Here is a 23,618-nt window from a genome sequence, read left to right as displayed (position 1 = left end):
CGGTCACTGGGGTCCCTCGTCACCGGGTCCGTAGTCACCGGAGGTCCAAGCCCGTGCGCCCGCGTCACCTCTCCAGGCGAGCCGTGCTGGCGGGCGGAGCGGCCGCCCTGACGGCCTGCAGCGCCTCGGGTCCCGCCGGGCCCGCGACCCCGGCGCCCGACTCGCCCGAGACCGTTCTGCTGCGGCAGGTGGTCGCCGACAAGGAGCGCACGGTCGCCCTCTACTCGGCGCTGATCGCGGGCGGCGCCGAGTCCCTGGAGCCCTTCCGCGCCCGGCACCAGGCGCACCTGGCGGAGCTGCGCAAATACCTGCCCGCGGGCCCGCCGCCCGCCTCGCCGTCCGCCTCCTCGCCGGCCGGCTCCGCGCCTGCCTCGCCGGGCGCGTCGCCGAGCGCCACGCCGTCGAAGCCGCCCAAGCCCACGCTGTCGCGGCTGCGGGACGTGGAGCGCCGGGCCGCGGCGCAACGGCCTCGTCAGCTCGCCGGCCTGTCCCCCGGCGTGGCCCAGCTCCTCGCCAGCATCGGGGCGTGCGAGGCGGTCCACGCCGTGTCGCTGCCCAAGTCGTCGTGAACGGGATCGGGATGAACGGGTTCGTGATGGACAGCGCCGCGCGGCAAAGCGCCCTGATGGACGGGGACGACGTCGGGAAGCTGCGCAAGGCCCTGGCCGCCGAGCACGCCGCCGTGTTCGCCTACGGGCTCCTGGGGGCGCGTACGACCGGCTCCCTGCGGGACCTGACCGGCGCCGCGTACGAGGCCCACCGGGCCCGCCGCGACCAGCTCCGCAATCTGATCATCGGTCGCGGGGGCCGGCCGAACGAGTCGGAGCCCTCCTACGCGCTGCCGTACGTGCCCACGGGCGCCGCGCAGGCCGCCCGGCTGGCCGTGCAGCTGGAGAGCGGCATCACGGCCGCCTATCTGGAGCTGGCCGCCGCCGCGGACCCGGCGCTGCGCAAGTACGCCGCCCTGGCCATGCAGGAGTCGGCGACCCGCGCCTACGCCTTCCAGCCGGCGCCGCCCGCGGCCTTCCCCGGCATGCCGGGCAGCACCCCGCCCCCCACACCGGCCCCGTCCCGCTCCGGCGGCTGACAACACCACGAACCGCCCCCTATGGGGCACCGACCAGCGGCCCGGCCCCATCGCAGGGAGGTGGAACAGCGGCCCGGAGCCCCGGGAGCCGGACAGCAGCCCCATCGCGGGAGCCGGGACAGCGAGACCGGACCGCGGGCGGGCGGGAAGTCGCCCGGCCCGCAGGTCGCGGGTCAGCGGCAGGCGGCGAGGATGCGGGTGGCGGCCTCGGCGAGGGGGATCTCCTCCTTGACGCCGGTCACCCGGTCGCGCAGCTCGATGACGCCCTGCGACAGCCCCCGCCCGATCACCACGATCGTGGGCACCCCCAGCAGCTCGGCGTCCTTGAACTTGACGCCCGGCGAGACCTGGGCGCGGTCGTCGACGAGCACCCGCAGCCCCTGCGCCTCCAGCTCGCCGGCCAGCTCAAGGGCGGCCTCGACCTGGTTCTCCTTGCCGGTGCCGACGATGTGCACGTCGGCGGGCGCGACCTCGCGCGGCCACACCAGGCCGAGCTGGTCGTGGGCCTGCTCGGCGATGACGGCCACGGCCCGCGAGACGCCGATGCCGTAGGAGCCCATGGTGATGCGGACGGGCTTGCCGTCGGGGCCCAGGGCGTCGAGGCCGGCGGCGTCGGCGTACTTGCGGCCGAGCTGGAAGATGTGGCCGATCTCGATGCCGCGGTCGATGGACAGCGGGGAGCCGCAGCGGGGGCAGGGGTCGCCGGCGCGCACCTCGGCGGCCTCGATCGTGCCGTCGGGGACGAAGTCGCGCCCGGCGACCACGTCGGCGGCGTGCTTGCCGGGCTCGTTGGCGCCGGTGACCCAGGAGCTGCCGGTGACGACGCGCGGGTCGACGAGGTAGCGGATGCCGAGCTCGCGCAGGATCTGCGGGCCGATGTAGCCGCGGACGAGGCCGGGGTGGGCGGCGAAGTCGGCGGCCTCGAAGATGGCGGGCTCGCCGGGCGCGAGCGCGGCCTCCAGGCGCTTGAAGTCGACCTCGCGGTCGCCGGGCACGCCGATGATCAGCGTCTCGACCTTGTCGGAGCCGGGGGTGGTGACCTTGACGACGACGTTCTTCAGCGTGTCGGCGGCGGTGACGGACAGGCCGTGGCGCTCGTTGACGTAGGACACCAGGGACTCGATGGTCGGGGTGTCGGGCGTGTCGAGGACCCGCATCGGCGCGGCGTCGTCGAGGTCGCGGGCGGGCGGCGCGGTGGTGGTGACGGCCTCGGCGTTGGCCGCGTAGCCGCAGGAGTGGCAGGCCACGAACGTGTCCTCGCCGGTGGGGGTCGGCGCCAGGAACTCCTCGGAGGCCGAGCCGCCCATCGCGCCCGAGGTGGCGAACACGATCTTGTACTCGATGCCGAGCCGCTCGAACGTGCGGATGTAGGTCTCGCGGTGCTGCTCGTAGGAGCGCTTGAGGCCGTCGTCGTCGAGGTCGAAGGAGTAGGAGTCCTTCATGAGGAACTCGCGGCCGCGCAGGATGCCGGCCCTGGGCCTGGCTTCGTCGCGGTATTTGGTCTGGATCTGGTAGAGCGTGACCGGGTAGTCCTTGTACGAGGAGTACTCGCCCTTGACCATGTCGGTGAAGAGCTCCTCGTGCGTGGGGCCGAGGAGGTAGTCGGCGCCCTTGCGGTCCTGGAGCCGGAACAGGGTGTCGCCGTATTCGGTCCAGCGGCCGGTGGCCTCGTAGTACTCGCGGGGCAGCAGGGCGGGGAAGAGCACCTCCTGGCCGCCCATCCGGTTCATCTCCTCGCGGACGATCCTGGTGACGTTCTCCAGCACCAGCTTGCCGAGGGGCAGCCACGAGTAGATGCCGGGGGCCACGCGGCGGACGTAGCCGGCGCGGACGAGGAGCTTGTGGCTCGGCACTTCCGCGTCTGCCGGGTCGTCCCGCAGGGTGCGAAGAAACAACGACGACATGCGCAGCAACACGGCTACTCCTTGCTCGGGCCTGGATCTGAAGGATTACAGGCTATCGACTCGGGGAGCCGCGCCGCGCGGCGTTAATCGGGCGCGGGTCCTGATCGGCCCGGATCGCCGGGTTCGCGGCCGGTACGCCCGCTCAGGCCGACAGGGGCAGCCAGCCGCCCACGAAGACGCCCAGGCACACGGTGAACAGACCGGCGAAGACGGCCGAGACCGCCAGGGCGCGCACGCGTGCCCGCCGGTTCCTGCGCAGCACCACGACCAGGGCCACGGCCAGCAGCGCGACCACCGTGGCGGGACCGGGCCAGAAGGACTGCTCGCTGTCGATGAAGCCGGGGGTCGCGCGGTCGACGACGTCGGCGATCAGCAGGGCGCCGATCGCGCCCGCGGCCAGGTCGCCCCAGCGGTCCCGCCTGCGGGTGACGTAGGCGAGCAGGCCGAGGCCGACGAGCAGGCCGACCGTCCAGTTCAGCCCGGCGACGCCGCCGCCGATGATGTCGAAGCCGTCCACACCGCGCAGCGCGCCCGCGCCCATGGCCGCGACCAGGGTGGACACCGCCGCCAGGAACGTGGTCAGCAGCGCCCAGCCGAACCCCGACGCGGTGGCGCCCACGACCAGCGCGAGGGTCAGGTAGGCGTAGGGGTCGTAGAGCTGGCCGAACCATTCCGGGCCCTTGCCGGCGGTGAACATGCCGACGAGACCGACGGCCAGTCCTGCCAGGAAGGCCGCCAGCACATGGCGTTCCATGCGGCGCAGGCGCCGGTCGCATTCGGCGAAGTCGGCGTACTCGATCGCGGTGTGGTTCATCTTCATTCCCTGGTCAATCCCTCCCCCGGAAATGTCTAGGGATGACCGCATCCAGATTATGTATCCATCCAAAAAAGGCAAATTTCGGTCATCCGAATCTAAGACAAGCAATCGCTTGGTTTACTATGCTCGGGTGACCCTCTCCGATGAGCTCGGCGCCGTCGTCCGCGCCTACCTCGCCGACCGGCCGGACGCGACGTGGCAGGCGTTCGCGCGGGACGTGGGCGCGGCGGGGCTGCTCGTGCCCGAGGAGTACGGCGGCGCGGGCTGCGGCCCGGCCGAGGCGGCGGCCGTGGCCGAGGAGCTGGGACGCGCGCTGTCACCCCACCCGTTCCTGCAGTCGGCCGTGCTGGCCGTCGGGGCGCTCATGGCCGACGGCGACGAGGAGGCGCGGGCCCGGCTGCTGCCGGAGCTGGCCTCGGGGACGGCGACCGCGACCGTCCTGCTGCCGGGCGACGGCGACCTGACGCTGGCCGGCGACCGGCTCTCGGGCTCGGCCCCGTACGCGCTGGACGGCGAGATCGTGCTCGCCTACGCCGGCGGACACCTGGTGGAGGCCGCGCCGACGCGGCGGACGGCGTACCCGACCATGGACGAGACCCGGCCCCTCGTCTCCCTGACCTTCGACCGCGCCCCCGTACGACGGCTGGGCCCGGGGACGTCGTGGGCCCGCGTACGCGACCTCGGGATCGCGGCCCTGGCGGCCGAGCAGACCGGCGGCGCGGCGCGCTGCCTGGAGATGGCCACCGAGTACGCGCGCTCGCGGCGGCAGTTCGGCCGGCCGATCGGCTCGTTCCAGGCGATCAAGCACAAGCTGGCCGACGTGCTGCTGCTCGTGGAGTCCGCCCGCTCGGCGGCACGGGCGGCGGCGGAGGCGGCGGCGGCGGCGTCGGAGACGGAGACGGAGACGGAGACGGAGGTCTTCGCGGCCGTCGCGGGGTCGTACTGCGCGGAGGCGTACCTGACGGCGGCGGGCGAGAACATCCAGGTGCACGGCGGGATCGGGGTGACCTGGGAGCATCCGGCGCACCGGTATCTGAAGCGTGCCACGTCCGACGCCCAGCTCCTGTGCCCGCCGCGAACGCACCGCGCCCGCCTGGCCGCGCACGTCTTCGGCCAGGCGTGAGGCGGCTCAGCCGCCGAGCAGCTCCTCCCACGGATGACGGGTGTTGGTGCGGCGGGTGGTGTCGAGCGCCTCGGCCAGACGCCACAACCCCGGCCGCGCGCGCACCCGCGCCCGGCCCATGGGGTCGATCGCGCGCAGCTCGAAGCGCACCCCCATCACCTCCAGCACCGCCGAGCCCGCGCCCGCGGGGCCGGCGGCCGTGAGCGGCGCGCCACCGGCGTCGCCGGCCTGGGCGGCGAGCAGCGCGGCCACCTCCGAGGCGTACGGCCCGTCGCGCCACTCGATGTGCCAGCTCCGGTCGGCGCCGCGCCACCACGTCAGGTCGCGGCACGACTCGATGACGTCGGCCTCGGTCGCGAGGGCGGCCATGACCCGGCCGAAAGCCTCGTAGGCGCGCGCGTCGGGCAGCGAGGGATCGTCGTCGCCATGGTCGTGGAACGTGCCGTCCTTCGACCGCCGCAGCGCGTGCTTTCGCCTCACGAGCAACCACTCTGATCGGCGGCGCGCCCTTCCCGCAAGTCTTCGGCCCTGATACGCTCTACCAAGCGAGCGCTTGGTTCACTACTTTCGCCGGAGGCGCGATGACGTCCCTACGGATCAGCCTGGGGTACGAACTGGAGGTCCGCGGCCGCACCCGCGGGGTCGAACGACAGGCGTTCCAGAACGTGATCGAGCAGGTCGTCCTCGGCGATCGGCTGGGGTTCGACACGGCCTGGTTCGTCGAGCACCACTTCACCAGGGGCTTCTCCCACTCCTCCGCCCCCGACCTGGTCCTGGCGGCCATCTCCCAGCGCACCGAGCGCATCCACCTCGGGCTCGGCGTGGTGCTGCTGCCGTTCCAGTCGCCCATCCGCACCGCCGAGCGGGTCGCCACCCTCGACGTGCTGAGCGGCGGCCGGGTCGAGTTCGGCACCGGACGCGGCGCCTCCCCCCTGGAGTACCAGGCCTTCCAGCGGCCGTTCGAGAAGTCGCGGCAGATCTGGGAGGACTCGCTGGAGGCCACGCTCGCCATCTGGCGCGCCGACGGCGAGCCGATCAGCAGGTCGAACGAGTTCTTCGAGATCCCCGACGTGGCCGTCTACCCCCGTCCGGTCCAGGAGCCGCACCCGCCCGTGTGGGTGGCCTCCACCTCGCTGGAGGGCTACCTGGCCGCCGCCCGGCACGGCTACAACCTGCTGGGCATGACGATGCTCAAGGGCATCGACGACGTCGCCGCCGACATCGCGAGATATCGGGAGTGCCTGGCCGAGAGCGGATTCGACCCCGCCTCCCGGCGCGTGGCGCTGATGATCCCCTGGTTCGCCGCCCCCACCCGGGACGAGGCCACCGCCACGGCCGCCGACGCCGTCCTGTGGTACATCCGCCGCCAGGTCAACCTGGTCACCCCGCCCGACTACTACGACGCCCGGCACGCCACCCACCGCGTGCTGGGCCAGCTCGCCGCCGGGATGCCGCCGGAGGAGGCGATGGCCACCCTGCGCGAGCACCTCATGGTCGTGGTGGACGACGTCGAGGGCTCGCGCAAGGCCCTGGCCAGGATCGCCGAGGCCGGCGCCACGGACCTGATCATCCAGGCGCAGGTCGGCGGGCTGGCCCACGAGCGGGTGTGCGAGTCGATGACGCTGTTCATGAACGAGGTGGCCCGTTGACCGCCGCCCGCTGGCTGACCCGCGACGACCTCGCCTCGGCCGCCCGCTCCGCCGAGGGGCTGCTGCTCGTGGCGCCCGACCTGTCCAGCGTGTTCCCGCTCGGCCCGGACGACGCCGCCGCCGCGACCGGGCTCACCGCGGCGGCGCTGCGCGCGGCCGGGGTCGGCGGGCGCGACCGGGTCGTGGTGGCGCTCGCCGAGCCCGCGGGCGCGCTGTGGGCCGCCGCCGCCGCGCAGGTGGCGCGGGCCGCCGCCGCCGTCGGGCCGCGCGGCCGCCTGCGCCTGCACCACGCGCTGACCGCGCTCGGCGCGACCACGCTGGTCAGCACCCCGACGGGCGCGATGGACCTGCTGGCCCGCCTGCACCTGGAGTTCCTCCTCGACCCGCTCGACCTCGGGCTCGACCACATCGTCCTGACCGGCGAGATCGCCTCCAGGCGGACGATGGGACATCTGGCCGGCGAGTTCGGCTGCGCGGTCACGGAGGTGCTGGCCAGCCCGTTCAGCGGGGGCGCGCTGGCGTACCGGACCGCCGAGGACGCGCCGCTCACCCCGCTCGCCGACGGCGTGCTGGGCCTGGCCTCGCTGACCAAGGACGACCTGGCCGGCGGGCAGGACCCGCTGGCCGAGCTGGTCCTCACGCCGTCCGGGCACTCCACGCTGGGCGACGCCGTGCTCAGGACCGGCCTGGTGGCCAGGGCCGGCGGCTCCGGGCTGCCCGCCCCCGCGCACACCGTCGGCGACCACGTTCTGGTCAGGGGCGTGTGGCTGGCGTTGCCGCGGGTCGAGAAGGCGCTGTCGAAGATCGACGGGGTGACCGGCTGGGAGCTGTCGGTCGAGCGCCAGGGCACCCTGGACGCCGCCGCCCTGACCGTCTCGTTCGGCCGGGAGAGCCTGGTCAGGAACCCCATGTGGCGGTCGAGGATCGAGCAGGCCGTGCGCGCCCTGACCCCGATCTCGATCGACGTGCGGATCGCCCAGGACGTCCTGGAGACCCCCGTGCCCGGCACGGTGGACGACCGGCGCGGCCACCATCTCGGCCGGGACAGGGCCCTCGTCAGCTAGCGCGACGGAGTAGCCGATGGCATCGATGCCCGACTGGGGGACGCTCCCCCGCATGCTGCGCGACCAGGCCGCCCGCCACCCGGACGCCGTCGCGGTCGTCGAGGGCGGCACGCGCGTCACGCTGTCGCAGCTCAGGGCGGGAGCCGCCGAGGTCGCCCGGGGGCTGATCGCCCTCGGCGTGGAACCCGGCGACCGGGTGGCCATCTGGGGCCCGAACTCGGCGTCATGGGTGCGGCACGCGTTCGGCGTCTGGGACGCGGGGGCCGTCCTCGTGCCGTTGTCGGCGCGGTACAAGGGCATCGAGGCGGCCAGGCTGATCGGCCGGACCGGGGTGAAGGTCGTCATCGTCGGCGATCCGCCGCTCGCCGGCCTGCTGCCGCCCATGGACGCCCGGGTGGCCGTGCGCCCGGCCGGCGACCTTGAGCCGGGCGGCGTGAGCGGACGCGCTGTCGAGGAACGCGCGCTCGCGGTCGGGCCCGGCGACCTGTGCGAGATCATGTCCACCTCCGGCACCACGGGCACGCCCAAGGGCGTGATGCTCGACCACGCCCAGGTCCTGCGCGGCTACTGGGACTGGGCGGAGATCGTCACGCTGGACGAGCACGACCGCTATCCGGTGATCGCGCCGTTCAACCACGGGTTCGGGCTGAACGCCGGGCTCGTCGCGTGCGTGCTGCGGCGGGCCACGATGTTGCCGATCCCGGTGTTCTCGCCGGACGCCCTGATGTCGCTGATCTCCGCCGAGAAGGTGACGATCCTGGCCGGGCCGCCCACCCTGTTCGCCCGGATCCTGGACGAGCTGGACCGCGCCGACTGGGACGTCTCCTCCCTGCGGGTGGCCATCTGCGGGGCCGCCTCCGTGCCCGCCACGCTGATCACCCGGCTGGCCGAGCGGGTCGGCCTGGAACGGATGATCAACGCGTACGGGCTGATGGAGGGCACGGTCGTGTCCATGACGCGGGCCGGCGACCCCATCGACGTGATCGCGAACACCACCGGCAGGGCCGTCCCCGGCATCGAGGTCAAGATCGTGGACGACGACGGCAAGGAGGTCGCGCCCGGCCGGCGCGGCGAGATCCTGCAACGCGGCTACGGCGTCATGCGCGGCTACTGGGACGAGCCCGGCAGGACGGCCGAGGTGATCGACGCCGACGGCTGGCTGCACACCGGCGACGTCGGCGTGCTGGACGAGGCGGGCAACCTCGCCATCGTGGACAGGAAGAAGGAGCTCTACATCGTCAACGGGTTCAACGTCTCGCCCGCCGAGGTCGAGGCGCTCCTGCTGCGCGAGGGCTCGCTGGCCCAGGCCGCCGTGGTCGGCGTGCCCGACCCGGTCTCCGGCGAGGCCGGCGTGGCGTACGTGGTGCCCCGGCCGGACGTCCGCGTCACCGCCGGCGCGCTGCTGGACTGGGCGAAGGCCAACATGTCCAACTACAAGGTGCCCAAGCGCGTCGAAGTGGTGGACGCGCTGCCCGTCAATGTCAACGGCAAGGTCGACAAGCTCCTCCTGCGCTCGCGGGCCGTCGCCGGATAGCGGCGTTTCAGGGGCTGCCATGAGGAGCCCCGTGAGCGAGAATCCGGTTGGACGGGTATTCACGGGAGACGGGTTCACCTGCGGGCGACCGGGGATACATCGAGCACACGGGCCGGTTGCACCTCTAGGGACGCGTCCTCCGCGTCGCACCTTCACCGGCATGAGGAGGCAGCGTGGCGTTGCACGTGGCGGTCATCGGGTCGGGCCCGGCCGGGATCTACACGGCCGAGGCGCTGGTCAAGCAGGCGGCCGAGCCTGTGCTGGTCGACGTCCTGGAACGGCTGCCCACGCCGTACGGGCTGGTCAGGTACGGCGTGGCGCCCGACCACACCTCGATCAAGTCGATCGCGAACTACCTGCGCAGGGTCCTCGAACTGCCCCAGGTGCGCTTCCTCGGCGGCGTCACGCTGGGCGACCACGTCTCGGTCGCGGACCTGCTTCGCGTCTACGACGCGGTCGTCTACTGCACGGGCGCGATGGTCGACCGGCGGCTCGGCATCCCCGGCGAGGACCTGCCGGGCAGCGTGGCGGCCACCGACTTCGTCAACTGGTACTGCGGCCATCCCGACGTCGATCCCGGCCGCTTCACGCTGGACACCTCCGAGGTCGCGGTGATCGGGGTCGGCAACGTGGCCGTCGACGTCGTCCGCGTGCTGGCCAAGACCGCCGACGAGCTGCGGCACACCGACGTGCCCCACGACGTCCTCGACCGGCTGAGCCAGAGCCAGGTCAAGGCGATCCACATGGTCGGCAGGCGGGGGCCCGAGCACGCCAAGTTCACCCTGAAGGAGCTGCGCGAGCTCGGCGAGCTGGCCAACGCCGACGTCTGCGTGCGCCCCGACGAGGCGGCCGTCCTCGGCGCCGACTTCCCGCGCCAGGTCCAGGGCAACATCAAGGTCCTGCAGTCGTGGGCCGGCCGCGAGCCCGTGGGCCGGCCGCGCCGCCTCGACGTGCGCTTCTGGCTGCGGCCGGTGGAGATCCTGGGCGCCGACCGGGTCGAGGGGCTCCGGCTCGAACGCACCCGCCTGTCGGAGGAGGGCCGCGTCGTCGGCACCGGCGAGTACGAGACGCTGCCCGTCGGCATGGTGCTGCGCTCGGTCGGCTACCAGAGCGTCCCGCTGCCCGGCGTGCCGTTCTCCGAGCGGACCATGACCGTGCCCAACGAGGCGGGCCGGGTGCGTCCGCGCGAGTACGTGGCGGGCTGGCTCAAACGCGGGCCGACCGGCGTCATCGGCACCAACAAGTCCGACGCCGCCGAGACGGTCCGCACGCTGCTGGCCGACCTGGAGGGCGAGTCCCCGGAGGGCGGCGCGCGGGCGTCGCGGCCGTCGGTCGAGTCGCTGCTGGCCGAGCGGGGCGTGCGGCCGGTGACCTACGACGACTGGCTGGCCATCGAACGGGCCGAGGGCGAGCTGGCCCGATCGCTCGGCCGGGGCGAACGCGTCAAGCTGGTCGGCGTCGACACCATGCTCCGCGCCTGCGCCCACCCGGAATGAGCCCGTACGTGCACGACGAGCCCGTGCCCGGCTTCGCCGAGGTCCACGCGGCGCAGCGGGCGCGCTACCCCATGGCCGAGCCGGGCTGGCAGCCGGTCCACACCGTCTACGTGCCCGCCGACCGGTTCTCCGCCTCGACCGTCGCCGAGTGGGGAGAGCGGGCGCTCCGGCTGGCCGAGGCGCATCTGGAGGCGTTCGCGCCCGGCGTGCGCGACCGGGTGCTCGGCAAGCTGGCCCGCGAGCCGGTCGAGGACCTGCGGATCGACTTCGAGGACGGCTACGGCGTGCGCCCGCACGAGGAGGAGGACGCGCACGCCGAGCGGGCCGCGCGGGCCGTGGCCGAGCTGCACGCCGCCGGGACCCTGCCGCGGCGGTGGGGGCTGCGGGTGAAGTCGTTCGCCGACGGCGACCCGGGCCGGTCGGTGCGCACGCTCGGCGGCTTGCTGACCGGGGTGCTGGAGCGGGCGGGCGAGCTGCCGGCGGGGTTCACGGTGACGTTCCCGAAGGTGCTGATGGAGGCGTACCTCGGGCAGTTCGCGGGCGTGCTGGAACGGCTGGAGGCGCGCCTCGGCCTGTCCGGGCTGCGCTTCGAGATGCAGGTGGAGGCTCCCCAGACGCTGCCGTTCCTGCGGGCCGAGCTGCCCGGGACGCTCGGCGGGCGGCTGGCCGCGGCGCACTTCGGCGTCTTCGACTACACCGCCGCCATCGGCCTGCCGCCGCACGAGCAGCGCCTCGACCATCCGGCCTGCGACCATGCCAGGCACGTGATGCAGACGGCGTTCGCGGGCACGGGCGTCGAGCTGTCCGACGGCTCGCTGGCCGCCGGGCCCGCCTCCGACCGGGCGGACGACGTCCACGCCCTGTGGGGCAGGCATGCCCGGCTGGTCGGCCACTCCCTGGCCCACGGCTTCCACCAGGGCTGGGACATGCATCCGGCGCAGCTCGTCAGCAGGTTCGCCACCGTCTACGCCTTCCACCTGGCCCACTACGACTCCTACCGGGAGCGCGTACGGGCCTGGGAGGAGGGGCGGGCGGCCGGGGGCGGCGTCATGGACGAGCCGGCCACCGTCAGGACGCTGGCCGCCGCCCTCCGCCGCGCCGACGCGGCCCTGTACCCCTGAGCCGCGCGGCCCGGGGTCCCTGGCAGGTCAGTCGCGCTCGACCAGGGAGCGCCACTGCCGGACCAGCCGCCACTCGACGGGGTCCGTCCAGCTCGCCCGTACGGCCGAGCCCACGTGGAAGGCGCGGACGCCGTAGTCCAGCAGGTCGGGCACGTGAGCCGGCTTCAGCCCGCCGCCGGCCAGGATGATCGACCCGTCGCCGGCCTCGGCCCTGGACCTGAGCGTGGCCAGCCCCGCGCCGACGCCCTGGGGGGAGCCGGAGGTGAGCACGGTGGCCAGGTTGGGCAGCAGCCGCACGGCCCGCCAGGACGCCTGCACGTCGGCGGCGTGGTCGACCGCGCGGTGGAAGGTCCACGGGAGCGGCGAGACGGCGTGGATGAGCGCCTCGGTGGCCGCCAGATCGACCGCGCCCGCGCCGTCCAGGAAGCCGAACACGAACCCGGCGGCGCCGGCCTGCGCGAGCGCCTTGGCGTCGCGGCGCAGCCGGTCCAGGACGTCGGGGTCGGCGGTGAAGTTGGCCTCGCAGCGGAGCATCACCATCTGCGGAAGGGGGCACTCCGCGGCTATCGCGGCGACCGTCTCCGGTGCAGGGGTGAGCCCGTCGGCCGCCATGTCGGCGACGACCTCCAGGCGGTCGGCGCCGCCCTGCTCGGCGGCCACGGCGTCGCGCACATTGAGCGCGATCACCTCAAGGAGGGATCCGGTCATGGCAAAGAGGTTATATGGCGCTCTGTCCACTTGCGCCGGAAACGCACGTGCCCATTGGGGCCGCTGCGGTATGATCTTGGCCCCGCTCGACCGGCCGGCGGCTCGGCGCCGCGCGACCACCGGCCGGACCCGGCCCTCTTCCGGACCGAATCCGGCCAGAGGGGTTCGCTAGGCGCTGATCAGCTCCGCGACCGTCAGGTCACGGAAGGCCGTCGTCGTCAGGTCGCGCGACGGCCGCTGGAACAGGGCCCCGGACGAGCGGTGCGGCAGGTCCACCGTGCGGACGTGCCGGAAGCCGCGCATGCGGTAGTACTCCTGCAGCCGCGGGTTGGCCTTGGCGCAGTCGAGCCGGAGCCAGGGCAGCCCGGCCGAACGGGCCGCGGAGCCGGCCCAGTCGAGGAGCGCGTCGCCGAGCCCGCTGCCGGACCACGGCCTGGCCACGGCCAGCTTGTGGACGTAGAGCGCGGCCCCCGGGGCGTCGGCCGGGGTCCAGAACTCGGGGTCGGCGTTGCCGTCGAGGGCGATGGTCGCCACCGGCGGGGCCTGGACGTCGGGGTCGAGATAGCGCAGCTCGTCGTCGAGCAGGTACAGGACCCGCTCCTCGATGAGCGGCTCGATCCGCTCGGGGCCGAATCCCTGCCGCGGCCACTGCCGCACTCCCTGGGTGTGCAGCCACTCGGCGGTGTCCGCGAGAAGCCTGAGCACGCCGGGGAGGTCCGCGGGCTCCGCGCGCCGGAGTGCGAGCGGGTGAAGGAGGGTGTTTGTGTGCATAATACAGCCCTTCGATGCGTTGGGTGCCCATGCCGACACACAGCGTGATGACGCAATGTCGCGCAGGGGCGATATGGGTCCTCAACCCGATATATATGGATAAATGGCGATTTAGGGGAGTATGCACGACTCCCCTAGGCCAGCGAGGCGGCTTTCTCGCTGCGCCCGGCCGGCGGGATCACCCCTTCAACCGAGCCCGTCAGCGGCGACGATCGAGCTCGTATCTGATCAGATGTTTGTCGGCGGGCAGCACCGACACAGCGACACGCACCGGCATGTCCGCCCCGTCGTATCCGACTCGGACGTAGACCATGACCGGCGTGCCGAGTTCGAGTTGGAGGCGCTCGGCCTCCTCCTGGTTGGGCATGCGGGCCCAGATGTCGTCGACGACGCGTATCTGCGCGTGCCCGAGTTCTTCCAGAACCCTGTTCGCCCCGCGCGCGATGTCTCCGGGCCTGGCGATCTCGGAGTCGGCGACCAGATCACGGGGGAAGTAGGAGTCGTTGGTGTTGTACGGCTGGCCGTCGACGAACCGCAGGCGGCGACGCACGACCGCCAGCTCTCCGTCGGCCAGTTCCAGCCTGCTGGCGATCTCCTCGACGGGAGAAACCGTCAGCACTTCAATGTACTGGCTCGGCGCCCGGCCTTCCTGCGCAACGGCGTAGGCGAAGGCCTCCTTCAGTTCTCCGGTGGGCTGCGGCTCCAGCTCGCGCTGCGGGTAGATGAGCAGCGGCCTGCGGTCGCGGACCACCGTGCCGCGCCTCGGCGTGCGCGTGACCAGCCCCTCGTTGACGAGCTCCCCGAGAGCCAGCCTGACGGTGTTCCTGCTCACCCCGTGGTCTTCCATGAGCTGTGCCTCGGTCGGCAGCTGCGCCCCGGGGCCGAGGACACCCGAGTAGATGGCTCGACGCAATTCCGCCGCCACCTGCTGATACAGCACCGACCTTGCCACTTTCACCCCTTTTGTTCCAACAATTTAGACGATCTGGTTCTAGCAGGCCACAACCCCTTGACCGAAGCCCCTCGACCGGCCCATCATCCATTCGTTGGTACAAATCCATCTAAAGGCCGGTGAGGGGGTGGAGGCCAAAGTGTTGCCGGTTCACTCGGACACGCCGTTCCTGCCCTGGCAGGACCCCCGCGAAGCAACTCGTTCACTGCGTTACGCGTTGCGGCGCGACGGGTTCTCCCACAAGCACCAGAGCTTGGAAATGGCGATGTCCGTGCTCTCGGTGTCGACCGAATCGACCGTGCGGTGCATAGACGGATCCTTTGTCTGGAACGAGGAGGGTGGCGCCCCCGTCACGCACCCCATCGATGACCCTGTCGGTACGGCTCGACGCAGCACCGTTCGTCGCCGGCGGCACGTGCCTTCGCACACCCCCACCGACTCCGTGCGCGAACTCGCGGCCTAGGACTCCATCCCTCGCCGGAGTCCTGGCGTCGCCGCGCACGGGGCAGGAAGCGCGTCCTGGCGGGTCCCCCACGCCCGCCAGGACGCGCCTTCCTCCGAGGGACCCTCTTGCGCCGCCGTACCGCCCCCGTGCCCGGAGGGCTGCGCGCCGTCCGATCCAGGCCCGGGCGGGCGGCAGGGGTCAGCGGTCGTGACCTCGGTGTCACGTCTGTCGCCGAGTCGCTACCGCACACGTACGCCGCCACGTCCGGGTCGCCTCCATGGTTGACGCCTCAGCTTCATCATCAACCCTCGGGGGCCAACCTGTAGGCACCTTCGCAATGGTGGGACTGGTGGGAATTTCCGGTACGAAACGAAAGTCCGGATCTGGACCGATCAGCGGGAGGATGTGCGCTCGGGCGAATGGGCATCCGCGTCCCCGTCCAGGGGCTCCCAGTCGAGCAGGGTCAGCCGGTCGTCGACGCGCGTGCGCACCCCTCGTACGCGCTGGCCGGGCAGCGGCTCGGGGGCGGCGCCGCGCCAGTTGCCGTGCACCAGGCAGCCGGGCACGGCCTCCAGCCGGACCATCACCACGACGTACGGCTCCTCCGACCCCGGCAGGAAGGCCCGCCGGTTGACGATCCAGCTCTCGACCACGCCCTCGGCCGGCACCGGGAGCCACCGCCACGCCTCGCCCCGGCAGGACGGGCAGAAGGCCCGCGCCGGGAAGCGCGCGGTGCCGCAGCCGTCGCAGCGCTGCACCGCGAACCCCTCCCGCGCCAGGCGCTCCCACCACTCGGCGGAGTCGCGGTCGGGCTCGGGACGGGGACCGTGGGTCATGGGTCACGACCTCCTGAGGATCAGCGCGGAGGTGGCGGGCAGGATGTAGCCGGGCTGGGCGGTCGAGAGCGCCACCTCGGCGCCGGGCACCTGACGGTCGCCGGCCTCGCCCCGGAGCTGGGCGACCGCCTCGGCGACGTGGTTGACGCCGTGTACGTACCCCTCCGACAGGAAACCGCCGTGCGTGTTCACCGGCAGCTCGCCGTCCGGGGCCGTGGCGCCCGACTCCACGTACGGGCCGCCCTCGCCCTTGGCGCAGAAGCCGTAGTCCTCCAGCTGCACGATCACCGAGTACGTGAAGCAGTCGTAGATCTCGGCCACGTCCACGTCGCGGGGGCCGAGGCCGGCCTGCGCGTACAGGCGCGGGGCCAGGGCGGCGGCCGCGGTCACCGTGGGATCGGCCGGGCCCGTGCCCGACAGGTGGGACGTGCCGCCGCCCCAGGCCGCCGCCGAGATCAGGACGGGATGGCGGCGCAGGTCGCGGGCGCGTTCGGCGGTGGTGACGACGAGGGCACAGGCGCCGTCGGTCTCCAGGCAGCAGTCCAGGAGGCGGAACGGCTCGGCGATCCACCTGCTGGCCAGGTAGTCCTCCAGCGTGATGGGGGTGCGCATGAGGGCCCGCGGGTTCTTGACCGCGTTGGCGCGCTGGGTGACCGCGAGGCGGCCGAAGTGCTCGGGCCTGGTGCCGTACCGGAGCATGTGGGCGCGGGCGTACATGGCGTACTGCTGCGGCGGGGCGAAGAAGCCGTACGGGGCCTGGTACTGGACCTCGGGGCTGACCGGCACGCCACGTCCGGTGCCGCCCATGCGGAACTCGGAACGGGCGTTGATCGCGCGGTAGCAGACGACGGTCTCGGCCATACCGGTGGCCACGGCCAGGGCGGCCTGGCCGACGACGGCGTGCGAGACGCTGCCGCCGCCGAACTGGTCGAGGTGCCAGGCGAGGTCGGGCAGGCCGAGGGCGGGGGCCACCAGGGAGGGCGGGGCCGAGTCGCCGACGCGGTGGGTGGCCAGGCCGTCCACGGCGTCCGGGGGCAGGCCGGCGTCGTCGAGGGCGGCCAGGATGGCGCGGCAGGCCAGGGTGAGGGTGCTGACGCCCGAGTTCTTGGTGAAGGGGGTGTAGCCGATGCCCGCTATGGCGGTCACATCCCGGAAATCAAGCAAGCGCTTGGGCACACCGATCACGCTATGCCCACCTTTTTGACCATGTCAACCGCGGGCGCCCCCACCGCCGGAGGGCGAGCGCCGACCGGAGCCCGAGCGGGCGCCGGCCAGGCGCCGGGCGGACGCCGGGCGGGTTGACAGGGTCTCGGGAACGAGCCTAGTGTCCAAGCAAGCGCTTGGTATGTATGATGGGCGCAGTCGGTGACGAGGAGGCGGACCCCATGAGCACACACGCTGCCCGGCTCATCGCGCCGGACGGCTGTCGCGGCCTTCCGGCGCCCCACCAGCGCAGCAGGACTCGCAACGGAGCCGCCATGCCGCCCGGCCCAGCACAGCACAACGGGAACGGCCACATCGACAGCCGCCGGTTCCGTCAGGTCCTCGGCAGGTTCGCGACCGGCGTGGTGGCGATCACCGCCCTCGACCCGGCGAACGACCAGCCGTGCGGCCTGGCGGCCAACTCCTTCACCTCCGTCTCGCTCGACCCGCCGCTGGTGGCCTTCTGCGTGGCCCACACCAGCACGAGCTGGCCCCGGGTGCGCGGCGCGAAGGTCGTCACGGTGAACGTGCTGGCCGAGCACCAGCAGCCGGTCTGCGCGCAGATGGCGGCCAAGGGCGGCGACAAGTTCGCCGGTCTGGCCTGGACCGGCTCCCCCGGCGGCAACCCGGTGCTCGAAGGCGCGCTGGCCTGGCTCGACTGCGTGATCGAGGCCGAGCACCCGGCCGGCGACCACATGATCGTGGTGGCCCGGGTGCTGCAGCTCGACACGCACGCCGACGGCGGCCCCCTGGTCTTCTTCCAGGGCGGCTACGGGGGCTTTGTTGAGCCTGCGTGAGCAGGCCCGCGCCTGGCTGGAGGAGAGCCTGTCCGGCGAGTTCGCGCACGTCCGCGGGCTCGGCGGCCCCGGCAGGGAGCACGAGGGGCACGAGCTGCGCCTGGCCTGGGAACGCCGGCTCGGCCAGGCGGGCTGGACCTGCCTGAGCTGGCCCGAGCGGTACGGCGGCCGGGCCGCCTCCCTCGACGACCAGGTCGCCTTCTACGAGGAGTACGCCAGGGCCGGCGCCCCCGCCCGGGTCGGCCTGATCGGCGAGGGGCTGATCGGCCCGACCATCCTGGAGTTCGGCACCGACGAGCAGAAAGACCGCTTCCTCCCGCCGATCCAGCGGGGCGAGGAGCTGTGGTGCCAGGGCTACTCCGAGCCCGAGGCCGGGTCCGACCTGGCGAACGTCCAGACCAGGGCGCGGCTCGAAGGCGACGAGTGGGTGATCACCGGGCAGAAGGTGTGGACGTCGCTGGCCCACGTCGCCGACTGGTGCTTCGTCCTGTGCCGGACCGAGGAGGGCTCACAGCGGCATCGCGGGCTGTCGTACCTGCTGGTGCCGATGGGCGGGCCGGGGGTCACCGTACGTCCGATCAGGCAGCTCACCGGCACCTCCGAGTTCAACGAGGTGTTCTTCGACGGCGCGCGCACGGCGGCGGGGAACCTGCTCGGAGCGCCCGGCGACGGCTGGCGGGTGGCCATGGCCACGCTGGGCCACGAGCGCGGCGCGTCCACGCTGGGGCAGCAGATCGGGTTCCGGCGGGAGCTGGCCGAGGTGATCGCGACCGCCCGGCGGACCGGGGCGGCGAAGGACCCGGTGCTGCGCGACCGGCTCGTCCGGTCGTGGCTGGAGCTGGAGATCATGCGGCTGAACGCCCTGCGGATGCTGGGCCCGGACCCGGGCCCGGAGGTGTCGATCGCCAAGCTCTACTGGTCGGAGTGGCATCGCCGGCTGGGCGAGCTGGCGCAGGAGGTGCAGGGGAAGGCCGGGCTCGTGGCGGCGGGCGGGCTGAACGACCTGCAGCGCTTGTATTTGTTCAGCCGGGCGGACACGATCTATGCCGGGTCGAGTGAGATCCAGCGGAACATCATCGCCGAGCGCACTCTCGGACTCCCCCGCTGATTGGAGCACGGATGGCACCGCCCTATCCGAAGTCGCACGGTCTGCTCGACGGCAAGGTCACGCTGGTGACCGCCGCCGCGGGCGCGGGCATCGGCTACGCCACCGCCAGGCGCTGCGCCGAGGAGGGGGCGACGATCGTCCTGTCCGACCGGCACGAGCGCCGCCTGTCCGCCGCCGCCGAGGCGCTGACCGAGCTGACCGGGGTCAAGCCCCTGGCGGTCCCGTGCGACGTGACGTCGGAGCCGCAGGTGCTGGCGCTGTTCGACGCGGTGGTGGAGGCGCACGGCCGGCTCGACGTCGTGATCAACAACGCCGGCCTCGGCGGTACGGCCCCGCTGGCCGAGATGACCGACGAGCAGTGGCACGCGGTCCTCGACGTCACCCTCAACGGCACCATGCGCTGCACCAGGGCCGCGGTCCGGCAGATGATCGGCCAGGGCTCCGGGGTGATCGTGAACAACGCCTCGGTGATCGGATGGCGGGCGCAGCGCGGGCAGGCGCACTACGCGGCGGCCAAGGCCGGGGTGATGGCGCTGACGAGGTGCGTCGCGCTGGAGGTCGCCGAGCACGGCGTACGGGTCAACGCGGTGGCGCCGTCACTGGCCGTGCACCCCTTCCTGGCGAAGGTGACCAGCGAGGAGCTGCTGGCGGAGCTGGCCGCCAAGGAGGCGTTCGGGCGGTCGGCCGAGCCGTGGGAGGTGGCCAACGTGATCGTCTTCCTGGCCAGCGACTACTCCTCGTACATGACGGGCGAGACCGTCTCGGTGTCCTCGCAACATCCCTGACCTGGCCCTGTCAGGGAGATTTCGGGGTAGGCGGCGGGCATCGGGCGGGCTACCGTCCGTGTCATGGGCACACGCTCCTCCTTCCTGCTCGACCTCCTGATCAGCGAGTTCGGCGAGTCGATCAAACGGGACCCGGCCGCCTTCCGGCGCAAGTTCCGCAAGATGGCGGCCTCCCCCTTCGCCTTCTACCGGGGCAGCGCCGGGCTGTTCTACGCCGACCTGACCGGCGACTTCGCCGACGACTCCTACCTCGACGAGCCCACGGGCCGGGTCTGGATCCACGGCGACCTGCACGCCGAGAACTTCGGCACGTACATGAACGCCTCCGGGGTGCTGGTCTTCAACGTCAACGACTTCGACGAGGCCTACGTCGGCCCCTACGTCTGGGATCTCAAGCGCTTCGCCGCCAGCGTGGCCCTGATCGGCTACGCCAAGGCGCTGTCGGACGAGACGATCAGCGCGCTCGTCACCGAGTTCGCCCGGTCGTACCTGGCCGAGCTGCACGGCATCGCGGCCGGCGGCGACGACGCCATCGGCTCGCTCACCCTGGAGACCACCGGCGGCGTGCTGCACCGGGTGCTGCAGACGGCGCGGCTCAGCACGCGGGTGGCGATGCTGGACGTGGAGACCGTGATCGACGACTACGACCGGCGCTTCGCCCTCATGGACGGCCGGGAGGAGGTCGACGCCGCGACCCGGGAGAGGGTGCTGGCGGCCTTCGAGGGCTATCTGGGGACGCTGCCCACGCCGTCCAACCCCGTCGAGCACGTCGTCAAGGACGTGGCGCTGCGCAAGGGCGTGGGCATCGGGTCGGCGGGGCTGCCGTCGTACAACCTGCTGCTGGAGGGGCGTTCGCAGGCGCTGGAGAACGACGTCATCCTCTACATGAAGCAGGCCCAGGCCCCGGCCGTGGCCCGGTACGTCGACAACGAGAAGGCGGCCTCCTACTTCCTGCACCAGGGCCATCGCACGGCCGAGTCGCAGCGGGCGTTGCAGGCCTACGCCGACCCCTGGCTCGGGTACGCCTCGCTCGACGGGGTGGGCCAGCTCGTGGCCGAGGTGTCGCCGTACTCGGCCGACCTCGACTGGGACGACGTCAACGAGCCCGACGAGCTGCGTTCCATCATGCGCGACCTGGGGCGGGCGGTGGCCCGCATGCACTCGGTGGCCGACGACGAGTCCAGCCACGACCTGGTGGACTTCTCGACGGAGGAGGCGATCGTCGCGGTCATCAATGGCGATCAATCCGGATTCATCGGCATGTTGGTGGATTTCGCCCACCGATATGGGGCACAGGCTCGTGAAGACCATCAACGGTTCGTCGACCTGTTCAGGAACGGTCGCCTGCCCGGCCTGTGAGCCCTCGCGGCGGCCGCGGAGGAGCATCGTGCGTCATCTCATTGGGCTGCTGCTGGGGACCGAGGAGGACTGGCCGGCGGCGTTCGAGACTGTGTTACGCCGGTTGGGGCCGATCAAGGGGGTGGGCGAGTTCGACGTCGAGCGCATCACGATCGAGCCGTTCGACCTGCGCGCCAAGCCACGCCACGAGCTGGTGATCGACCGGCTGGCGTACTGGTACTACCACCCCCGCGAGTGGCTGAAGAAGATCGCCATGATGGACGACGTCTATCTGCTGAACAGCCCGTTCACGTTCCAGTCGATGGAGAAGCACGCGGCCTACTGCGCGATGATGCGGCTCGGGCTCAAGGTGCCGGAGACGGTGCTGGTGCCGTACAAGAACCCGCTGGACAACTCGCGCTACGCCTACACCGCCGAGCGCTACAACCGGTCCTTCGACCTCGACGCGGTGGCCGAGCGCATCGGCTATCCGCTGTTCATGAAGCCCTACGACGGCGGCGCCTGGCGGGGCGTCTCCCGCGTCCGCGACCGCGACGAGCTGCACCGCGCCTACGACCAGAGCGGCGAGATGCTGATGCACCTCCAGCAGTCCGTCGAGGGGTACGACGCCTTCGCCAGGTCGCTGTCGATCGGCGCCGAGACCATGGTCATGCGCTTCCGCCCCGACGAGCCGATGCACGCCCGGTACGCCGTGGACCACGAGTTCCTCTCGCCGTCCGTGGGCGAGGAGGTCGTCACCGTCGGGCGGCTGGTGAACGCGTTCTTCCGCTGGGAGTTCAACTCCTGCGAAACCCTCGTCAAGGGCGCCGACGTGCACCCGATCGACTACGCCAACGCCTGCCCCGACGTGGCCCTGACCAGCCTGCACTACTACTTCCCCTGGGCGATCAAGGCGCTGGTGAAGTGGAGCGTGTTCTGCGTGGCCACCCGCCGCCGGCCGCGCATCGACCTGGAGACGCACGACTACTTCGAGGTCACCGGCGACTACGGCGAACGGCTGGCCCAGTACCGCAAGCTGGCCGACCGGTACTTCGAGGTGGACCGGTACGAGGAGTTCTGCCGTACGCACCTGGGGCACATCGACGAGATCGTGCTGGACTGGGTGGCCGGGCCGGAGTTCGACCGGCTGCTGGTCGACACGGTCGCGGCCACGTACCCGGCGGTCGAGCGCGAGCGGTTCACCGAGCACTTCCGGGGGCTGCTGCGACTGTGGGTGAAGGACGAGGGCAGCTAGTAACCGACCAGTCGGTATGGCATGCTTCCGGAACATGAGTCTGTTCTCGGTGGAAGGCAAGACGGTCGTCGTCACCGGCGGTTCGCGCGGCATCGGCCGCATGATCGCCGCCGGGTTCGTGGCGGCCGGCGCGACCGTCGTCATATCGGCACGCAAGGCGGCGGAGGTCGACAAGACCGCCGCCGAGCTGGGCTGCACGGCCGTCCAGGCCGACCTGTCCACGCCCGAGGGGGTGGACACGCTGGTCACGGCGGTGGGCGGCCCGCTGCACGTGCTGGTCAACAACGCCGGCGCCACCTGGGGCGCGCCTCTGGAGGAGTATCCGGAGCACGCCTTCGACAAGCTCTGGGACATCAACGTCAAGGGCGTCTTCTACCTGACCCAGAAGTTCCTGCCGAACCTGCGCGAGGCGGCCGGCGCGGACGACCCGGCCCGGGTGATCAACGTGGGCTCGATCGACGGCATCCGGGTGCCCGCCCTGGAGAGCTACGCCTACTCCTCCACCAAGGCGGCCGTGCACATGCTGACCCGCCACCTGGCCAGGCAGCTGGCCAAGGAGCACATCACGGTCAACGCCATCGCCCCCGGCCCGTTCGACTCCAAGATGATGGCCTTCGCCCTGGACGACCCCTCCACCCGCGCCGCCATCGCCTCGAACGTGCCCCTGGGGCGGATCGGCCGGCCCGACGACATGGCGGGCGCGGCCATCTTCCTGTCCTCGCGGGCCGGGTCGTACCTGACGGGCACGGTCATCCCGGTGGACGGCGGGATCTCCTGCTGATCAGACCAGCTCCCCCAGAGCCCTGGCGAAGTTCGCCGGGGCGTCCGGCGCGTACCGCAGGAACAGGTACGGCTCGGTCAGCTCCAGCTCGATGACCACCGGCGTGCCGTCGGACAGCCGGACCAGGTCGATCCTGGCGTAGAGAAGGGCGTGGGGAATGGCTGCGAGCACCTTCTCGGCCAGGTCGACCTGGTCCGGGGCCGGGGTGCGGAGCTCGGCCCGCGCGTTGTGGTCGAGGGTCGCCCCCGCCGCCAGCATCGGATGGCGGCGGACGGCGTGGCTGAGGCGGCCGTTGAAGTAGAGCAGGGAGGTCTCGCCCTCCGACTCCACCATGTCGAGGTAGGGCTGGACCATCGGCTGCCGTCCTGCGGCCTCAAGGGCGGCGGCCAGCTCCGCCGCCTTGTCACGGTCGGTGGTCCTGGTCGTGTCGCGGGCTCCGGCGGAGATCGCGGGCTTGACGACGTACTCGGGCCAGTCGGGCAGGTCGTGGGCGGACCAATGGGTCGGCACGGTCGGCACGCCCAGGTCTCTCAGGTACGTCTTGTCGGTGTTGCCCTCCAGGACGACGGCCGGGTTGAGCAGCTTGGTGACGGACTCGACGCGGCGGGCCCAGGCCAGGAACTCCGCGCGGCGATCAATGTAGTCCCAGGCCGATCGCACCACGACGGCGTCGTAGGCGCTCCAGTCGGCCGCGGGGTCGTCCCAGCGTTCGGCGCGGCCCTCGATGCCGTTGGCGTGCCAGCAGGAGAGCGCGAGGTCGCGCTCGTCGTCCTGGCCGGTTGGGTCATCAAAGGTGACATATGCACAGTTCGTCATCCAGGGATGGTAGTGGGGGCGGGCCGGG

The 23,618-nt window shown here is 72.3% G+C and carries 23 protein-coding genes; 14 read left to right on the top strand and 9 right to left on the bottom strand.

Translation table 11 applies throughout. From position 1 onward, the window contains the following. Nucleotides 1-53: 53 nt before the first annotated feature. On the top strand, nt 54-569 hold the full coding sequence (locus tag ACIBST_RS45335) for a hypothetical protein (protein ID WP_397179668.1): 516 nt from the start codon (nt 54-56) through the stop codon (nt 567-569). An 11-nt stretch (nt 570-580) separates the two neighbouring features. Next, nucleotides 581-1,087, top strand: coding sequence for a ferritin-like domain-containing protein (locus tag ACIBST_RS45330; protein WP_397179667.1), 507 nt, complete (start codon nt 581-583; stop codon nt 1,085-1,087). A 173-nt stretch (nt 1,088-1,260) separates the two neighbouring features. Here the strand turns inward: ACIBST_RS45330 and ACIBST_RS45325 are convergent, their stop codons facing one another. Beyond that, nucleotides 1,261-3,003, bottom strand: a complete 1,743-nt coding sequence (locus tag ACIBST_RS45325; protein ID WP_397179666.1) for a proline--tRNA ligase — start codon at nt 3,001-3,003, stop codon at nt 1,261-1,263. A gap of 130 nt (nt 3,004-3,133) precedes the next feature. After that, nucleotides 3,134-3,805 carry a hypothetical protein gene (locus tag ACIBST_RS45320; protein WP_397179665.1) on the bottom strand — a complete coding sequence of 224 codons (672 nt, stop codon included), beginning with the start codon at nt 3,803-3,805 and terminating at the stop codon, nt 3,134-3,136. Between the two features lie 133 nt (nt 3,806-3,938). Here ACIBST_RS45320 and ACIBST_RS45315 point away from each other — a divergent pair, with 133 nt between their 5' ends. Beyond that, nucleotides 3,939-4,931 carry an acyl-CoA dehydrogenase family protein gene (locus ACIBST_RS45315; protein ID WP_397179664.1) on the top strand — a complete coding sequence of 331 codons (993 nt, stop codon included), beginning with the start codon at nt 3,939-3,941 and terminating at the stop codon, nt 4,929-4,931. Between the two features lie 6 nt (nt 4,932-4,937). Here the strand turns inward: ACIBST_RS45315 and ACIBST_RS45310 are convergent, their stop codons facing one another. Beyond that, entirely contained in the window at nt 4,938-5,411 is a 474-nt protein-coding gene (locus ACIBST_RS45310; RefSeq protein ID WP_397179663.1) for a hypothetical protein, read from the bottom strand. Nucleotides 5,412-5,512: 101 nt separating this feature from the next. Here ACIBST_RS45310 and ACIBST_RS45305 point away from each other — a divergent pair, with 101 nt between their 5' ends. The 5 genes from ACIBST_RS45305 (at nt 5,513) to ACIBST_RS45285 (ending at nt 11,795) form a co-directional block, all read left to right on the top strand. Further along, the gene (locus ACIBST_RS45305) at nt 5,513-6,580 is read left to right on the top strand and encodes an LLM class flavin-dependent oxidoreductase (RefSeq protein WP_397179662.1); all 1,068 of its coding nucleotides are present in this window, start codon (nt 5,513-5,515) and stop codon (nt 6,578-6,580) included. Then, nucleotides 6,577-7,644 (top strand): hypothetical protein, encoded by a 1,068-nt coding sequence (locus tag ACIBST_RS45300; RefSeq protein ID WP_397179661.1) that lies wholly within the window; start codon nt 6,577-6,579, stop codon nt 7,642-7,644. Before ACIBST_RS45305 ends, ACIBST_RS45300 begins: the two co-directional genes overlap by 4 nt. A gap of 16 nt (nt 7,645-7,660) precedes the next feature. Then, the gene (locus ACIBST_RS45295; protein ID WP_397179660.1) at nt 7,661-9,178 is read left to right on the top strand and encodes an AMP-binding protein; all 1,518 of its coding nucleotides are present in this window, start codon (nt 7,661-7,663) and stop codon (nt 9,176-9,178) included. A gap of 173 nt (nt 9,179-9,351) precedes the next feature. Then, a complete protein-coding gene (locus ACIBST_RS45290; RefSeq protein ID WP_397179659.1) occupies nt 9,352-10,674 on the top strand; it encodes an FAD-dependent oxidoreductase in 1,323 nt (440 codons plus the stop codon). 8 nt (nt 10,675-10,682) lie between these two features. Continuing rightward, the gene (locus tag ACIBST_RS45285) at nt 10,683-11,795 is read left to right on the top strand and encodes a DUF6986 family protein (RefSeq protein WP_397179658.1); all 1,113 of its coding nucleotides are present in this window, start codon (nt 10,683-10,685) and stop codon (nt 11,793-11,795) included. A 27-nt stretch (nt 11,796-11,822) separates the two neighbouring features. Here the strand turns inward: ACIBST_RS45285 and ACIBST_RS45280 are convergent, their stop codons facing one another. From ACIBST_RS45280 to ACIBST_RS45260, 5 genes are all read right to left on the bottom strand, one after another. Beyond that, the gene (locus tag ACIBST_RS45280; RefSeq protein ID WP_397179657.1) at nt 11,823-12,503 is read right to left on the bottom strand and encodes a copper homeostasis protein CutC; all 681 of its coding nucleotides are present in this window, start codon (nt 12,501-12,503) and stop codon (nt 11,823-11,825) included. A gap of 168 nt (nt 12,504-12,671) precedes the next feature. Then, nucleotides 12,672-13,208 carry a GNAT family N-acetyltransferase gene (locus tag ACIBST_RS45275; protein WP_397179656.1) on the bottom strand — a complete coding sequence of 179 codons (537 nt, stop codon included), beginning with the start codon at nt 13,206-13,208 and terminating at the stop codon, nt 12,672-12,674. A 265-nt stretch (nt 13,209-13,473) separates the two neighbouring features. After that, a complete protein-coding gene (locus ACIBST_RS45270; protein ID WP_352363150.1) occupies nt 13,474-14,214 on the bottom strand; it encodes a GntR family transcriptional regulator in 741 nt (246 codons plus the stop codon). An 849-nt stretch (nt 14,215-15,063) separates the two neighbouring features. Beyond that, complete coding sequence (locus ACIBST_RS45265) at nt 15,064-15,507, bottom strand: Zn-ribbon domain-containing OB-fold protein (protein ID WP_397179655.1); 444 nt, start codon at nt 15,505-15,507, stop codon at nt 15,064-15,066. Nucleotides 15,508-15,510: 3 nt separating this feature from the next. Then, nucleotides 15,511-16,671, bottom strand: a complete 1,161-nt coding sequence (locus ACIBST_RS45260) for a thiolase C-terminal domain-containing protein (protein ID WP_397179706.1) — start codon at nt 16,669-16,671, stop codon at nt 15,511-15,513. 221 nt (nt 16,672-16,892) lie between these two features. Between ACIBST_RS45260 and ACIBST_RS45255 the strand changes: the two genes are divergently transcribed. From ACIBST_RS45255 to ACIBST_RS45230, 6 genes are all read left to right on the top strand, one after another. Further along, nucleotides 16,893-17,507: a flavin reductase family protein gene (locus ACIBST_RS45255; RefSeq protein WP_397179654.1), complete on the top strand. Its 615-nt coding sequence runs from the start codon at nt 16,893-16,895 to the stop codon at nt 17,505-17,507. Continuing rightward, a complete protein-coding gene (locus ACIBST_RS45250; RefSeq protein ID WP_397179653.1) occupies nt 17,494-18,615 on the top strand; it encodes an acyl-CoA dehydrogenase family protein in 1,122 nt (373 codons plus the stop codon). Before ACIBST_RS45255 ends, ACIBST_RS45250 begins: the two co-directional genes overlap by 14 nt. Nucleotides 18,616-18,626: 11 nt before the next feature. After that, nucleotides 18,627-19,400 (top strand): SDR family oxidoreductase, encoded by a 774-nt coding sequence (locus tag ACIBST_RS45245; RefSeq protein ID WP_397179652.1) that lies wholly within the window; start codon nt 18,627-18,629, stop codon nt 19,398-19,400. A 63-nt stretch (nt 19,401-19,463) separates the two neighbouring features. Continuing rightward, nucleotides 19,464-20,759, top strand: a complete 1,296-nt coding sequence (locus ACIBST_RS45240; RefSeq protein ID WP_397179651.1) for a DUF2252 domain-containing protein — start codon at nt 19,464-19,466, stop codon at nt 20,757-20,759. Nucleotides 20,760-20,787: 28 nt separating this feature from the next. Then, a complete protein-coding gene (locus ACIBST_RS45235; protein WP_397179650.1) occupies nt 20,788-21,993 on the top strand; it encodes a hypothetical protein in 1,206 nt (401 codons plus the stop codon). Between the two features lie 34 nt (nt 21,994-22,027). Beyond that, nucleotides 22,028-22,774 (top strand): SDR family oxidoreductase, encoded by a 747-nt coding sequence (locus tag ACIBST_RS45230; RefSeq protein ID WP_397179649.1) that lies wholly within the window; start codon nt 22,028-22,030, stop codon nt 22,772-22,774. Here the strand turns inward: ACIBST_RS45230 and ACIBST_RS45225 are convergent, their stop codons facing one another. Next, the gene (locus ACIBST_RS45225; protein ID WP_397179648.1) at nt 22,775-23,590 is read right to left on the bottom strand and encodes a RimK family alpha-L-glutamate ligase; all 816 of its coding nucleotides are present in this window, start codon (nt 23,588-23,590) and stop codon (nt 22,775-22,777) included. It abuts the gene before it with no gap. Nucleotides 23,591-23,618: the final 28 nt, after the last annotated feature.

The sequence above is a fragment of the Nonomuraea sp. NPDC049684 genome (assembly GCF_044465345.1).
Lineage (GTDB): Bacteria > Actinomycetota > Actinomycetes > Streptosporangiales > Streptosporangiaceae > Nonomuraea.
The sequence above is the reverse complement of the archived record's forward strand: the minus strand, read 5'-3'. Positions and strand labels throughout refer to the sequence as shown.